Raw genomic sequence first — 13,903 nt, 5'->3', positions numbered from 1 at the left:
CGGCCGTCCTTGGGCCGAACGTCAGGCCTTCGGCGGCACGTCCTCGAACGGAAGACACCGAAACATCTCGACGGCGATTGTTCCCTCGCCCGGACGTCGTTCGATCGCGGTCGCCACGCGGTGGCGTCCGCCGAGCGAGGTAAGCGAGAACTGCCAGCGCGACGGATCGTCCCGGAGCTCGGGCTCGAAGCTGATTCGAATGGGGCCGCCCTCGTCGAGGTGATACGAAAAATGGTCGAGCGGGATGGCGAGACCCATGCCGCGCGCCTTGATGTAGGCTTCCTTGAGCGTCCAGTAATCGAAGAATCGATCCCGCTGGTGATGTACGGGCAGCCGGCGCAGCGCGGCGGATTCGAACGGGGAGAAGAAGCGGTCGGCGATGCTGACGGTCTCGCCGCGCCGGTGGGTGTCCTCGACGTCGAGGCCGACCTCGCGGTCCCGCGCGACGAGGCAAGCGACGAGGCCGCGCGTATTCGAGAGGTTGAAGCGGAGCCTCGGCGCGCCCTTCGGCCCGGCGATCTCCGGGCGGCCATGGCCATTTCGCACGAAGAGCCAGTCGCGCGGGGCCACGGGCGTATAGGCGCTGAGCACGGCGCGGACGAGCGCGCGCGTGACGAGGTATTCCTGCCGGCCCTCCAGAAACCGAAAACGAGCCTGCTGCCGGGCCTCCTCGGGGGACATGACGGAATGGTAGGCGGCGCGCAGGTACCAGTCGTCGATCGCGTCGGGATCGACGTACCAGAGGTGCGCGGCGCCCGGCGGCAACGAAAAAAGGCTCACGGGCTCGGCTCCGGCGTTGGGAGGATTTGCTTCACGTAGGCGTCGATCGGGCGGTCGCCTCGCCTCTCGCGCGGGTATCCGTAGGAGACCTCCTCGAAGCGGACCCCGTCGACGTGGACCGTCCTCCGGACGTGCAAATGCCCTTGCACGACGACGCGCGCATCGAACTGGACGTGCCAATCCGTGGTTTTTCTCGTCCCGCACCAGGGCGAGAAGCGCGGCACGCGCGGCAGGAAAACGAGGTCCTGGCGCAGCGGGAAATGGTTGATGAGCACCTTCGGCAAACCCGGTGCGGCGCGGAGGCGCGCCTCGGTCTCGGCCACGCGTGCGTGGCACCACGCCTGCCGGCTGGAAAAGGGCGCGGGATCGAGCAGGAACTCGTCCGCCGCGGCGATGCCGTGCTCCGCGGCCCAGGCGACGGCGTCGCTCACGGGCACGTCGTCGGGGCGGAACGTGTAATCGTAGAGGAGAAACATGGGCACGATGAGGTGCGCCCCGCCCTCGCCTTCCCAGACGGGATAAGGATCCTCCGGGGTGAGAACGCCCCGCTCGCGGCAGAGCTCGACGTAGCGCGCATACCGCGCGGCGCCGCGCGGCTCGCCCGGCGGCGCGTGGGGAGGGACGTACAACTCGTGGTTGCCCGGCACCCACACGAGCTTTCGGAACCGCGGCGCCAGCGTGTCCAGCACGAATCGTACGTGCTCGAACGTCTCGCCGAGATCACCGCCGAGGACGAGCCAATCGTCGGGCCGCGCGCCGAGGGACGCGACGGCGGCGTGGTTGTCCGGAAATCCGACGTGCAGATCGCTGATGGCGAGGAGCTTCATGAGCGGGGGGCGTGTCCTTACTTTACACGCAGCGCGCGCCGCGCGTCAGCCGTATCCGCCGCGCCGCTCGGCTTCGACGCCTGGAGGACGAGCGCGACCGTGAGCAGGGTGCCGATCGTGCTGATCGCGCCCGTCGCCCAGGGGACGTACAGCGAGAGCAGGCCGCCCGCGAGCTGGATCGCCGCGGGCCAGAGGAGCACGAGCGTGCTGTTGATCGCGGTGACGACGAGGCAAGAGCCGATGATGAGCTGGCCCATCGCGCCCGAGGTCCAGACGTGCTCGCCGCGAACGTAGGAGAGCACGTCGTGCAGGGCATTCAGGGCGAACGAGGCCGTGACGGTGAAGAGCAGCCGGCGATTGAAGAGGTTCGTGAGCAGCCGCCTGCGGCCGAAAAAAAGGCCGGCGAGGAAAAGCGAGAGGATCACCGCGTCGAAGACGAGGACGTCGGCCCAGGGCGAGGGGCGGCGCGTGCTCGCCTCGCGGATCGAGAGGGCGCCCATCGCGACCGCGCCGAGCCCGACCACGGCGCTGATGAAGAGCGTGCGCGCGCGCCGGCCCACGTTCGAATCCATCTGCTTGTCCATCTCGGCGGCCCTCCGTTCGAGCCGCCGGCGCTCCTCGAGGCTCGCCTCCAGCGCGGCGACCCGCGCTTCGAGCGCGGCGCGATCGCCTTCCATTCGATCGAGCAGGGCGCGGGCATTCGTGGGGTTCTCCAGGACGATTTCGCGCTCGACGAGCCGCGCGAGGCTCCGCGCGAGCCCCTCCTTGGCGCGCGTATTGTCGGGCCATTCGCGCAACGCCTGCAGAAAGCCGAACCGGCATTCGCTGAGCCCGCCCAGGATCTCCGCGCTGGCGACGAGGTCGGGCCCGCCTTCGCCGATCGCCTCCTCCAGCGCGGCGAGGCGCTCGCTCGCCGCATGCGCGATCCCGAGCGAGGAGCGGTGCCGTAAAAAGTCGGCCACGCGCTCGCGGAACGCCGCGGCGCTCGGGGGGCGTTCGTCCCGATCGCGCGCCAGGGCGGCATTGCAGAGCGCGACGAGCTCGTCCGGGGATTCGGGCGGGTAGTCCCGCGGCGCGGCCGCGCTCGCCGCGAGCAGCGCGTCGTAGAGGCTCGGCCGCGCGTGCGGCGGGTTGCCCGTGAGGATCTCGTGGAGCGTCGCGCCGAGCAGGTACACGTCGGTCCGCGCGTCGATCTCGTGGGGCGCGCCGCACGCCATCTCGGGCGCCATGTAGGCCGGTGTCCCGACGAGCGGCTCGGGCTCCTTGCCCTCCGTCGTGTCGATTTTACGCGCCACACCCCAATCGAGCAGGTACACCTCGCCGAATTCGCCGACCATCACGTTGTCGGGCTTCATGTCCCGGTGGACGAACCCGCGGGTATGGGCGAAATGCAATGCGTTGCATACCTGCATCAGGATCTCGAGGTGCGCGACGAGGCGCGCATCGGCCCCGAAGCTCGCGCGCGCCCAGAATGCGTGGCTCGGATCCGCGAGGAGCTCGCTCCACGCGACGCCCTCGATTCGCTTGATGACCAGGATCGGCCGCCCGGTGTCGTCGAGCCCGAGCGCGTGGACCGGCACGATGTTCGGGTGCTCGAGCGCGCCGGCGACCTGGCCTTCGCGAATGATGGCCAGCGACGCGCTCCGCGGCGCGTCGTCGTGCGGTATTTTGACCGCGACGTGGCGAGCGAGGGAGCGCTGATGCGCGAGGTAGACGGCCCCCATGCCGCCTTGTCCGAGCTGCCGCACGAGGGTCAGATCGACGCCCGGCGAGGACAGCACGGGCGCTTCGCCCTCGAGCGCGCCGGTCGAGAGCGAAAGGCGCGGCAAGACCGGGGTCTCGGCGTCCGCCGGCCGGCTCCGCGTCGCGCTCGCGGCCGTGTCCCCGAGGGTCTCCGCCGGGAGGTCTTCGACGCGGATCGTGTCGGAGATGGTCCATTCCATTGCGCGGCTCGAAGGATGCCCGATTCTCGGCCCCCGGAGAAGTGCGGGCGACCGACTTTTTTCTCCGTCGCGCACGAAAAATACACTCGCGACCGGCCGGGCAAAGGCACACATTGCACGGACGATGGGCCACGCGATCCGCGGTGTACGCACCGTCTTTTTCGCCTTCGCCGCCACTTCCGTCGCCGGTTGTGGCGACGATCCCCGCCCCCTCGTGACGCCCGCGCCGCCGGGCACGCGCGAGGAGCTCGCGGACGAAGCCGCGCTCCGGTTGCTCGCGGATGTCCGGGGCTTGCCGGTTTTCGGCGAGGGACGGTACGTGCAGACGGGCAGCCAGGATCGCCTGAGCGGCGCGCCTGCGCCGGCGGATTTCGTGGCGCGGGGAAATCGCGACATGAACCATTTCGTGTGCCGCGGACGCGAGGCCGCCGTCAGCGAGAACCAGCTCCTTCCGCCGATTTTCGACGAGGCCGATTGCCCGGAGCCGTACGTGCGGGGCGTCATGCTCTCGCGTTTCGAGGGCTCGGGGTACCTCGCGCGGCTCTGGCTCACGGCGAGCTCGCTCCGGAACGGGCTCGTGGCGAACGACGAGGTGCTCCGGATCTGGGTCGACGACGAGGCAAACCCCGTCGTGGAGGAGCCCCTCGCCGCGGTGATCGACGGCACGGCGGGGGAGATGTTTGCGCCGCCGTTCGGGGACGGGCCGGGCAACCACCTCGCCTGGTATTATCCCGTGGTCTTCTCCAAGAAAATTGTGATTGCCTTGGATGGGCTGGGGCCGCTGGAATATTATTATCACCAGGCGGATGCGGTCCTGTCCCCGGCGGCGGAAGCCCGCAAGGCGGCGCCGGCGCGCCTCGCCGCGCGGGACGAGGCGATCGCGGTCCTCTCGTCCACGGCGGCAGGGGCGATCCCGGGCGAGCCGCTCGTGGCGCCGGCGTCCGTGACCCTTTCGCCGGGACAAATGATTTCGCTGGCCGAGATCACGGGGCCTTCCACGATTCACGCGTTTTCCGTCGAGGTCGCCGAGGCGGGGCTGGCCGCGCTCCGCGACGTCACGCTCTCCGTCACCTGGGACGACGCCGCCGCGCCGGCCCTTTCGTTGCCGCTGTCGGATCTCTTCGCGGCGACGCTGGATCCGCCGGAGAACGCGAGCCTCGCGCTCGCGGGGTCGAAGGAGGGGAGCACGGTGCGCCTCGCCTTGCGGCTGCCGATGCCGTTCACGAAAAAGGCGGTTTTCACGGCGACGAGCGCGTCGGCCGCGTCGGTCGATTTCATGCTCTCGATTCGCGGCGAAAAGGCCGTCCCGAGCGAGGCCTTCGGCCACCTGCACGCCGTCCGCAACGAGACCGTGTCGCCCGCGCCGGGGCCCGAGCATCCGCTCGCGAGCGTCACGGGCCGCGGGCGCTGGGCCGGGACGTGCTTGATGCTGGAGGGCCACGGGATCGGCGACGGCAGCCTCTTCGACGAGCCGCTCAATTTCCTGGAAGGCGACGAGCGCGCCGTGCTCGACGGCGTGACCTCGATCGTCGGGACGGGCACCGAGGATTACCTGAACGGCGCGTTTTACTTCGAATCGGGCCCCCACGCCTCGCCGTTTGCGCAATGGTGGGGGACGGTGGTCACGCCGCCCTCGGCCCGCACGAGCGGGTGCCGATTTCACGTGCTCACGGACCGGATCGATTTCCAGAAGAGCGCGGAGATCGCGCTGGAGATCGGGCCGGGTCTGCCGGAGACGCTCGACCGGTACCGGAGCGTGACGTTTTTCTATCGATGATCAGGCCGGCGTTTACCGGCGGAGCTTTTTCGCCATCTGCTCGCCGAGCTCAGCGGCGCGGTTCGTGGCGGCCTCGACGGCGTCGATGAGCGTGCGGCGCAGGCCGCCGGCTTCGAGCGTGTGCAGGCCCGCGATGGCCGTGCCGCCGGGGCTCGTGACCATGTCCTTGAGCCTCCCCGGGTGCTCGCCCGTCTCGAGCTGGAGCTTGGCCGCGCCGTAGACGGTCTGCGCCGCGAGCAGGAGCGCGGTGTCGCGGCCGAGGCCGACCTTCACGCCGCCGTCCGCGAGGGCCTCGATCATGAGCATCACGTACGCCGGGCCGCTGCCCGACAGGCCCGTGACCGCGTCGATCAGCGATTCGTCGAGCACGACGCAGCGGCCGACGGCCTCGAAGAGCGCGCGGGCGACCTCGAGGTCGTCCTTCGTGGCGTGCGAGCCGGGCGCGATCGCCGTGGCGCCCGCGAGCGCGATGGCCGCGGTGTTCGGCATCGATCGAATGACGCGCGCGCGGTCGGGCAGGCGCGCCTCGATGGCCTCGATCGGGACGCCGGCGGCGACGGAAACGACGACATCCCCCTCGTTCAAGCCGGCCGCGATGGCGCCGAGGATGCGGTCGACGATCTGCGGCTTCACGGCGATGACGACGACGTCGGCCCAGCGGACGAGCGCCTCGTTGTCGTCCGTGGTCTCGATTCCGTAGGTCTGCCGCAGCTCGTCGAGCCGCTGCTCCTTCAGATCGCTCGCCCGGATCTGAGCGGGCGTGACGGTCGCCGAATGCAAGAGGCCCCGGATGAGCGCGGACGCCATGCTGCCGCCGCCCAGAAATCCGATTCGCCGCCCTTCCATGCGCTTGCGCAGATCGTTCATCGTGTTCCTTCCGGCGACGCACCGTACCAGAGCGGCCCGCGAGGGGACAGAGCATCTGGGCGACGCGTGATCGTCCAAACCGCACATCGAGGGGTTGCGCAACCCTGTATCGCGATTCATCCGTTAGGCTCGGAATGAAGCGGAGCCCTGGCCGGTTCGCTCGCCCGGAGGTTCGAGGGGAGAATTCATGATGTCCGTCCGTTCGTCCCAGCGCGCGTCCTCATTCGTATCTCGCTCGGCGCTCGCCCTTTTGCTCGCCATGGGAATGCTCGGCTCGGCCGGGTGCGGGCACGAGGCCCACGCGACGCCGCCGCCGCCCTCCACACAGGCGGTCGCTCAGCAGGTGTCGGCCGAGGCCGCCGCGGCCGTCACGGCCGCGCCCGCCGCGCCGGCGCCCGTTCCGGCGACGTTCGACGTCGCCGACCTCGCCCAGCGCGTGACCCCGGTCGTCGTCAACATCACGACGACGCAAAAGGTCGCGTCTGGCGGCCCGGGCTTCGGCGGCGTGGATCCGTTCGAATTCTTCTTTGGTCCCCGCGGAGGCGGGGGCGGCGGCGAGCGTTCGCCGCGCCCCGAGCGGCCGATGGCGCGCACCGCGCTCGGCACCGGGTTCATCATCGACGCCGAGGGGTTCATCGTGACGAACGCCCACGTGATCGAGGGCGCGGACGAGGTGAAGGTGCGCCTCGCGGACGAGCGTGAGTTCGCGGCCGACATCGTCGGGCGTGATACCAAGCTCGATCTCGCCCTCCTCAAGCTGCGCGGCGCGAGTGGCCTGCCGGTCGCGGCGCTCGGATCGAGCGAGGCCTTGCGCGTCGGCGAGCACGTGCTCGCGGTCGGCAACCCCTTCGGGCTCGGGCACACGGTGACGCTCGGGATCGTGAGCGCCAAGGCCCGCTCGATCGGCGCCGGCCCGTACGACGATTTCATCCAGACCGACGCGAGCATCAACCCGGGCAACAGCGGCGGCCCGCTGTTCAACTGGAAGGGCGAGGTGATCGGCATCAACACGGCCATCCGCGCCGGCGCGAACGGCATCGGCTTCGCGACGCCGGTCGACGCGCTGAAGGACATCATCCCGCAGCTGCGCGAGAAGGGTCGCGTCGAGCGCGGCAAGCTCGGCCTGCTCTTCCAGCCGATCACGGCCGACCTCGGCAAGGCGTTCGGCATGGACACGCCGAAGGGCGCGCTCGTCTCGGATCTCGAGCCGGGCGGCGCGGCGGCGCGCGCGGGCATCAAGCCCGGCGACATCGTCGTCGCGGTGAACGGCACGCCGATCCACCACGCCGAGGACCTGCCCCGCAAGGTCGCGCGGCATGCGCCGGGCACGACGATCAAGGTCTCGCTTCTGCGCGCCGGCAAGCCGCTGGAGGTGACCGCGAAGCTCGATCAGCTGAGCGACGGCGACGGCGACGACGGCGACGCGACGCCCACGCGCGGGCAGAAGGCGCCGGCCGCGACGAACAAGTTCGGCTTCCAGTTCTCGGATCTCTCGGGCGGCGGCGTGCGCGTCGATCGCGTGACGGCCGCCGAGAGCGAGCTGTCGCCGGGCGACGTGATCCTCGAGGTGAACGGCGCGGCCGTGCGCGACGCCAAGGGTCTCGACGCCGCGCTCGGCAAGCTGAAGCCCGGCACGGTGGCGGCTTTCAAGATCCGCCGCGGCAAGGTCACGCGCTTCGCCGCGCTCCCCATCAAGTGATCCTCCACTGGGCTTGACAGCGCCCGCTTCGCGCGGTGCTGTCCGGCCCATGCATCCCGCCCCGTCCCCGCTGCGGCGCCTTTCCGAGGCGCCGCGCCTCTACGTGCAGGAGAGCTTCGCCTCCGACGAGGAGGTGCGCCACGTGCTCGCCTCGTACGGCGATCGCGACGCGCTCTCCCGTCGGGGCCTCGCGTGGGAGGCGAACGAGACGGGGCTTTCGAGCGAGCTACCCGTCGAAGGAGACCCCGTCCTCGCGGCGATCGCGGCGCGGATCGAGGCGGCCCTCGGGTTTTCCTGCACGCTCGCCGATCCGACGTTCCGGTTTCGCCGGTATGCGCGAGGCGACGCGCATCCGCCGCACCTCGACGAATACACGATCGGCGGCGCGCGGCTCGTGGCGACGGCGATCGTGTATCTCACGGACGCGGAGGGCGGCGGCGAGACGTTTTTCCCGCGCGCCGAGCCACATCCGGTGGCCGTCGCCGCGCGAAGGGGGCGGCTCGCGCTCTGGTTCAACCACCGGCCCGACGGGAGCGTCGACGGCGCCGCCTTGCACCAGTCGAACCTGCTCCGCGAGGGCGAAAAGGCGACGATCGCGTATTTCGTTTATGCCCCCGTCGAGGCCGCCCGCGTGGCCCTCGCGGCGGACGAGGCGCCCGCGCGGAGAGAGGCGGCGTCGCGGCGGTTCGTCTGCGTGAACGACGGCGTGCCCGAGGCGACGACGCGCGTGCTCCGCGAGGCGTGCGCGGCGCGCGGGGTCTCGTACGAGGAGGTGCAGGCGGCGCATTTCGATTTCACCGCGGCCGAGCCGCTGCCGCCGGGGACCTTGCTCTTCCGGCCGGCCGTGTCGTTATCGGCCGTGCGCGTGGAGCAGGCGCTCGTGGGGCCGGGCGTCGTGACGTTTCACCGGGAGCCGGACGGCGTCTTTCGCGATATCGGGCCCGATTGCGCGGTGCTCGAGCGGCGCGGGATCTCGGTGCCACGGTGGATCTGGGGGAACACGACGAACCGGGCGCTCTTGCGGCGGTACGTGGACGATCTCGGCGGCTTGCCGATCGTGATGAAGTTCGCCGGCGGATCGGGGGGCGTCGGCGTCCTGCGCATCGACAGCCTGGCGGGGCTTTTTTCCACGATGGATCACGCGGCCGCGTCGGGCCGGATGCCCGTGCTCTCGGCGTACATCCCGGACGCGACGCACCACCGCTGCATCGTGGTGGGCGACCGCGTGGCCGGGTACTGGCGCAATCGAATGGACGAAGACGATTTCCGGACACACGCGACCGACGATCCGGCCGATTACCAGACGCCGCCCGCGCCCGAGATCCTGGCGAGCGCCGTGGCCGCGACGGCGGCCCTCGACGTCGAGCTCGGCGGCGTGGACGTGCTCGAACATCCGAGCGGTCGCCATTACGTGCTCGAAGTGAACTTTCCTTGTTATTTCGCGCGCGCCCGGCTCGTCGGCGGGCAAGACGTGGGGGGAGCGATGATCGACTGGCTCGTGCGAAAAGCGGAAGCGATGGGCCGTCTGAGGCCGCGATTCGGTCCGCCCTAGGCTTTCTTGTCGCTCTGCTCGGCCGTGCGCTTGTCGCTCTGCTCGGCGCTGCGGGCGTCCTTGTCCTTGTCCTTGTCCTTGTCCTTGCCCGTCTCTTTGCCGACTTTCTTGTCGCTCTGCTCGGCGTTGCGCTTCTCCTTTTCCTCGTGGCTCTTCCGCGCGCCTTCGTCGTCGGAGGCCCAGAGCGGCATGCCCGGGGAGACGCCGAGGGCCGGGGCGCTCTCGACCGTCGCGCTGCGGCGAACCCGGGGGCCACCGGCGGGCGGCGTCACGCGCGCTTCGAGCAGGCCGAGATCCGCGAGCTCGTCGAGCGCGCGGAAGACCGCGTCGCGCGTCCACCCGTCGGTTCCAGTGGCGGCCGCGAGGTCGGCGAGGTCCGCGATGGACCGGGTGCCGTCGGCGTGCGCGAGGGCGAACGCGGCGAGAGGCGAGAGCGCGGGCAGGGAGCCTTCGTCGATCGAAGCGCTGCGGGCTTTCGGGGTCATGCAGATCTCCAGCGTAGGAAAGGTTCGTCCCAAACGTGACGATCCATATCACGGAGGGCCAGCGCGCACAGGGGAGACCTACGATGCGGCGCGCGGCGCGGGCATCGACGCTTGTCGCGTGGTACGGGGCGCGGGTGAATCGCGTCGAGCCGGGGGGCCGAGACAGGAGCACCCCGGAGAACACGAGCGGCCCACGCAAGGCGCTCGCGTGGATGGCCCTCGCGCAGGTCCTGTTCACGATCATGGGCGTCTGCACACGCCTCGGCGCGCAGAAGTTGCCGTGGTCCGAGGTCGCCGCGGCGCGCGCGGTGCTCGGGGCCATCGTCGCCATCGGGGTCGCCCGCATGCGCGGCGTGCCGCTCGTGATCCACGACCGGCGGACGTCGTGGGCCCGCTCGATCTGCGGGACGGTCGCGATGATCTGTACGTTCTACGCGTTCGGCGCGCCGGCGATCGCGCTCGGCGACGCCGTGACGCTCGGCGCGACGTCGCCGATCTTCATCGCGATCCTCGCGCCGTGGCTGCTCGGCGAGCGGAGCGGGCCGATCGTTTGGGTCGCAACGACCATCGCGTTCGCCGGCGTGGCGCTCGTCGCCGGGCCGAGCCTGAAGCTCTCCGGGGCGCTCTCGCTGGTCTCGCTGCTCGGCGCCGCCGCGAGCGCGCTTGCCATGATCTGGCTCCGTCGCCTGGGCACGGGTCGCTCGGGCGCGCCGCGCGAGAGCCCCGAGGCGATCGTCGCGCACTTCTCGCTCGTGGCGGGCGTCACGCTCTCGCTCGTCGCGCTGCCGACGCTGCGCGTGCCGGACCTCGAAGGCGCGCTCTTCCTGCTCGGCACGGGCGCGAGCGGCGCGTTCGCCCAGATCGCGATGACGCGGGCGTACGCGCTCGATCGAGCGGCCCGCGTGGGCGTGTGGAGTTACCTCGGCGTCGTCCTGACGCACTTCGCGGCGATCGGGATCCTCGGGGAGCGCGAGGATCCGATCGGGCTCGCGGGCTCGGCGCTGGTCATCGCGGCGGGCGTCGGGCTCACCTGGTCGGGCTTGCGCGAGGCGAGGGCGGCCGCCGTGGTCGCGTCGCCCCCTTGCCAAACGGTCCGATGACCGCGATTCTCCCTGCGGGATGCCGCGCACGATACGGAAGATCGCCATCAACACCGGGGGCGGAGACGCGCCCGGGCTGAACGCCGTGCTTCGATCCGTCACGCTCGCCGCGATCGAGCGGGGCATCGAGGTCTGGGGCATCAAGCATGGCTACCGCGGGCTGCTCGAAGACGAGCCTGGCGGCCTCGTGCGGCTCGACCGCGACGCCGTGCGCGGGATCATGCACCTCGGCGGGACGATCCTCGGCACGGCGAACCGCGGCGATCCGTTCAACTACCCGACGATGGAGGGCGACAAGCTCGTCCCCAAGGATCGCGCGGACGAGCTCGTCGAGCGGTTCCATCGGCAGGGCTTCGACGCGCTCGTCGCGGTCGGCGGCGACGGCTCGCTGCGGATCGCGAACCAGCTGCTCGAGCGCGGCCTGCCGCTCGTCGTCGGCGTGCCGAAGACCATCGACAACGACGTCTACGGCACGGAGCTCACGTTCGGGTTCGACACGGCGGTCTCGATCGCGACGGAGGCGATCGATCGGCTGCACTCGACGACGGAGGCGCACGAGCGCGTCATGGTCGTGGAGGTGATGGGGCGGCACGCGGGCTGGATCGCGCTGCGGGCCGGGATCGCTGGCGGCGCGGACGTGATCCTGATGCCGGAGTGCCCGTTCTCGTACGAGCCCATCGTGGAGAAGGTGCTGCAGCGCGAGGCGCGCGGGCGTCGCTTCTCGATCATCGTGGCGGCCGAGGGGGCGTGTCCGAAGGGCGGCGACGTGACCGTGCGCGACGCGGGCGACGCGTTCCGGCGCGTGGCCGTGCTCGGCGGCGTGGCCGAGCGCGTGGCCAAGGAGATCGCCGCGCGCACGGGCAAGGAGACGCGCTCGATGGTGCTCGGCCACCTGCAGCGCGGCGGCGGGCCCACGACCTTCGATCGGCTGCTCGCGCTGCGCTTCGGCGCGGGGGCCGTGCGTTTCCTCGTGGAGGGCTGCGAGAGCGGCATGGTCGCGCTGCGTTGCCATCGCGTGGAGCTCATCCCGCTCTCCGAGACTGCGGGGCGCACGAAGACCGTGGACCTCTCGTGCGACACGGTGACGACCGCGCGCGAGATGGGCGTCTGCTTCGGCGACGAGCCGCCGGGCCATTTCGCGCCGGGAGGGGCGCCGACGTCGTGAGGGCCTCGTGGGGGCTCACGCTCGGCGTCGCGCTCGCGCTCGTCGCGCCCGCGGCGCTCGCGAAGGAGCCGAGCAAGGCCGAGGTGCAGCTCGCGAACGAGATGGTGAGGGACGCCGTCGTCGAGGTGAAGGCGGGGCGCTGCGACGACGCGATCTCGATGCTGGAGCAGGCGATCGCGATCCACGAGACGGCCGAGGCGTTCCTCGCGCTCGGCGAGTGCCAGGCCACGACGGGCAAGCTGCGCGCGGCCGTGGCCACGTGGAAGCGCGGGGCAGAGATCGCGGAGGCGCAAAAGGACAAGGCCCGACGCGATGCCATCGAGAAGAAGCGCAAGGAGATCGAGCCGCGCATCCCCACGATCCGGCTGAAGGTCCCCGCGGGTGTCTCCGGCCTCGTCGTGACGATCGACGGGGAGGTGGTCCCCGAGGCGAGCCTCGGCGCGCCCGTGCTGGTGGATCCCGGCAAGCATCGGATCGAGGCGAAGGCGCCGGAGCAGGAGACGTTCTCGAGCAACGTCGTGGCCGAGGACGAGGCGAAGCTGACGGTCGAGATCTTCCCGGGGCTCGCGAAATCAGGACCTTCGGGGTCGAACGGGAGTGTCGTGCCGCTCGGCACGTGGATCGCGGGAGGCGCGGCGATCGCGCTGCTCGGCGGCGGCGTGACGGCGTACCTCCTGGCGGACGCGCATGCCGAGGCGGGCGCGATCGAGTGTCGCAAGCGGTTGCAGTGTGGCGAGGATCGCATCGACAGTGTGCGCACGTTCGATGGCCTCGCGCTCGGGGCGTGGATCGGCGCGGGCCTCGCGGCCGGCGCGGCGGTCGGGATCTGGGCGCTCGCGCCCAAGAAGGCGAAGGGCGATGCGTCGGCGCGTGTCTTCGTGGGCCCGGCCTCCGTCTCGATCGTCGGTCGGTTCTGAGCTCCGAGCGGAGTTTGACAGTCCTCGAACGAGATCGATATCTTGGCCAAGCCAGGCCCAGAGCCTGTCGAAACGGCCCGAATCATGACCAAAGTCCTCGTCTTCGAGAGCGATCACGCGTTTGCCGGAGAGCTCCGCACCGAGCTCGGGCGTCTCGGTTGCACCGTGCAGGTCGTCGACGACGGCAATGCCGGGCTTTCGCTCGCCGCGAACGACAAGCCGGACCTGATCCTCCTCTCCATCGAGCTGCCGCGCATGAACGGCTTCTCGGTGTGCAACAAGCTGAAGAAGGATCCGGTCCTCAAGGACGTGCCGCTCGTCATCATGTCGAGCGAGTCGACGGACGAGACCTTCGAGCAGCATCGAAAGCTGCGCACGCGCGCCGAGGACTACGTGCACAAGCCGATCGCGTTCGGCGAGCTGCTCGGCCACATCCGCGCCCTCGTGCCGATCGACGCGACGATCGAGCCGGACGCGATCGTCATCGACGACGCCGAGGTCCTCGAGGCCGACGACGTCGAGGAGGTCGAGGAGGTCGCGGAGGAAAACGCGCCTTCCGAGGCCGCGGGTGAGCGCGAGATCGACGACTTCCTGGGCGGCGCCTTCGATCGGCTGATGGCCGACGACGACGAGGAGAAGACGCGGGCGCAAGTCTTCCCGCTCATGCCGCCTCCGCCTGCGGCCGCGCCTCCAGCGCCCGCCGCGCCGCCGCCGCCGCCTGCGCCTGTTGCGGCGGTTGCGCCGCCGCCGCCGCCTGCGCCTGTTGCGGCCGCACCGCCGCCTGCTGCACC

12 protein-coding genes are annotated in these 13,903 nt (G+C 70.8%); 7 read left to right on the top strand and 5 right to left on the bottom strand.

The genetic code is table 11. The features are described 5' to 3' along the window. Positions 1–21 precede the first annotated feature (21 nt). The 3 genes from QHF85_RS39860 to QHF85_RS39850 are packed head-to-tail and all read right to left on the bottom strand — an operon-like array spanning position 22 to position 3,550. Entirely contained in the window at positions 22–780 is a 759-nt protein-coding gene (locus QHF85_RS39860; protein WP_281332663.1) for a 4'-phosphopantetheinyl transferase superfamily protein, read from the bottom strand. Next, positions 777–1,607: a metallophosphoesterase gene (locus QHF85_RS39855; RefSeq protein ID WP_281332662.1), complete on the bottom strand. Its 831-nt coding sequence runs from the start codon at positions 1,605–1,607 to the stop codon at positions 777–779. Before QHF85_RS39855 ends, QHF85_RS39860 begins: the two co-directional genes overlap by 4 nt. 17 nt (positions 1,608–1,624) lie before the next feature. Beyond that, positions 1,625–3,550 carry a serine/threonine-protein kinase gene (locus tag QHF85_RS39850; protein WP_281332661.1) on the bottom strand — a complete coding sequence of 642 codons (1,926 nt, stop codon included), beginning with the start codon at positions 3,548–3,550 and terminating at the stop codon, positions 1,625–1,627. A 124-nt stretch (positions 3,551–3,674) separates the two neighbouring features. Here QHF85_RS39850 and QHF85_RS39845 point away from each other — a divergent pair, with 124 nt between their 5' ends. Beyond that, complete coding sequence (locus QHF85_RS39845; protein WP_281332660.1) at positions 3,675–5,327, top strand: DUF2961 domain-containing protein; 1,653 nt, start codon at positions 3,675–3,677, stop codon at positions 5,325–5,327. Between the two features lie 12 nt (positions 5,328–5,339). Here QHF85_RS39845 and proC read toward each other — a convergent pair whose 3' ends face one another. Further along, positions 5,340–6,194: a pyrroline-5-carboxylate reductase gene (gene proC / locus QHF85_RS39840; RefSeq protein ID WP_281332659.1), complete on the bottom strand. Its 855-nt coding sequence runs from the start codon at positions 6,192–6,194 to the stop codon at positions 5,340–5,342. 187 nt (positions 6,195–6,381) lie between these two features. Between proC and QHF85_RS39835 the strand changes: the two genes are divergently transcribed. After that, positions 6,382–7,893, top strand: a complete 1,512-nt coding sequence (locus QHF85_RS39835; RefSeq protein ID WP_281332658.1) for a Do family serine endopeptidase — start codon at positions 6,382–6,384, stop codon at positions 7,891–7,893. A 49-nt stretch (positions 7,894–7,942) separates the two neighbouring features. Beyond that, a complete protein-coding gene (locus tag QHF85_RS39830; protein WP_281332657.1) occupies positions 7,943–9,445 on the top strand; it encodes a 2OG-Fe(II) oxygenase in 1,503 nt (500 codons plus the stop codon). Here the strand turns inward: QHF85_RS39830 and QHF85_RS39825 are convergent. Next, complete coding sequence (locus tag QHF85_RS39825; protein ID WP_281332656.1) at positions 9,442–9,930, bottom strand: hypothetical protein; 489 nt, start codon at positions 9,928–9,930, stop codon at positions 9,442–9,444. The genes QHF85_RS39830 and QHF85_RS39825 overlap by 4 nt on opposite strands. A 134-nt stretch (positions 9,931–10,064) precedes the next feature. Between QHF85_RS39825 and QHF85_RS39820 the strand changes: the two genes are divergently transcribed. The 4 genes from QHF85_RS39820 to QHF85_RS39805 all read left to right on the top strand — a co-directional run. Further along, a complete protein-coding gene (locus QHF85_RS39820) occupies positions 10,065–11,030 on the top strand; it encodes a DMT family transporter (protein WP_281332655.1) in 966 nt (321 codons plus the stop codon). A 19-nt stretch (positions 11,031–11,049) separates the two neighbouring features. Beyond that, the gene (locus QHF85_RS39815) at positions 11,050–12,195 is read left to right on the top strand and encodes an ATP-dependent 6-phosphofructokinase (RefSeq protein ID WP_281332654.1); all 1,146 of its coding nucleotides are present in this window, start codon (positions 11,050–11,052) and stop codon (positions 12,193–12,195) included. Next, on the top strand, positions 12,192–13,112 hold the full coding sequence (locus QHF85_RS39810; RefSeq protein WP_281332653.1) for a tetratricopeptide repeat protein: 921 nt from the start codon (positions 12,192–12,194) through the stop codon (positions 13,110–13,112). Before QHF85_RS39815 ends, QHF85_RS39810 begins: the two co-directional genes overlap by 4 nt. 84 nt (positions 13,113–13,196) lie before the next feature. Then, positions 13,197–13,903 (top strand): response regulator (locus QHF85_RS39805; protein ID WP_281332652.1); only part of this gene is annotated, 707 nt, incomplete at its 3' end.

It is taken from the genome of Polyangium sp. 6x1, assembly GCF_029946515.1.
Taxonomy (GTDB): Bacteria; Myxococcota_A; Polyangia; order Polyangiales; family Polyangiaceae; genus Polyangium.
Note: the sequence above shows the minus strand (reverse complement) of the source record. Positions and strands in the feature narration are given on the sequence as shown.

Coding starts and splice junctions, on each gene's coding strand:
- QHF85_RS39855 (WP_281332662.1), bottom strand. CDS start 1,607: ATGAAGCTCCTCGCCATCAGCGATCTGCACGTCGGATTTCCGGACAAC.
- QHF85_RS39850 (WP_281332661.1), bottom strand. CDS start 3,550: ATGGAATGGACCATCTCCGACACGATCCGCGTCGAAGACCTCCCGGCG.
- QHF85_RS39845 (WP_281332660.1), top strand. CDS start 3,675: ATGGGCCACGCGATCCGCGGTGTACGCACCGTCTTTTTCGCCTTCGCC.
- proC (WP_281332659.1), bottom strand. CDS start 6,194: ATGAACGATCTGCGCAAGCGCATGGAAGGGCGGCGAATCGGATTTCTG.
- QHF85_RS39835 (WP_281332658.1), top strand. CDS start 6,382: ATGATGTCCGTCCGTTCGTCCCAGCGCGCGTCCTCATTCGTATCTCGC.
- QHF85_RS39830 (WP_281332657.1), top strand. CDS start 7,943: ATGCATCCCGCCCCGTCCCCGCTGCGGCGCCTTTCCGAGGCGCCGCGC.
- QHF85_RS39825 (WP_281332656.1), bottom strand. CDS start 9,930: ATGACCCCGAAAGCCCGCAGCGCTTCGATCGACGAAGGCTCCCTGCCC.
- QHF85_RS39815 (WP_281332654.1), top strand. CDS start 11,050: ATGCCGCGCACGATACGGAAGATCGCCATCAACACCGGGGGCGGAGAC.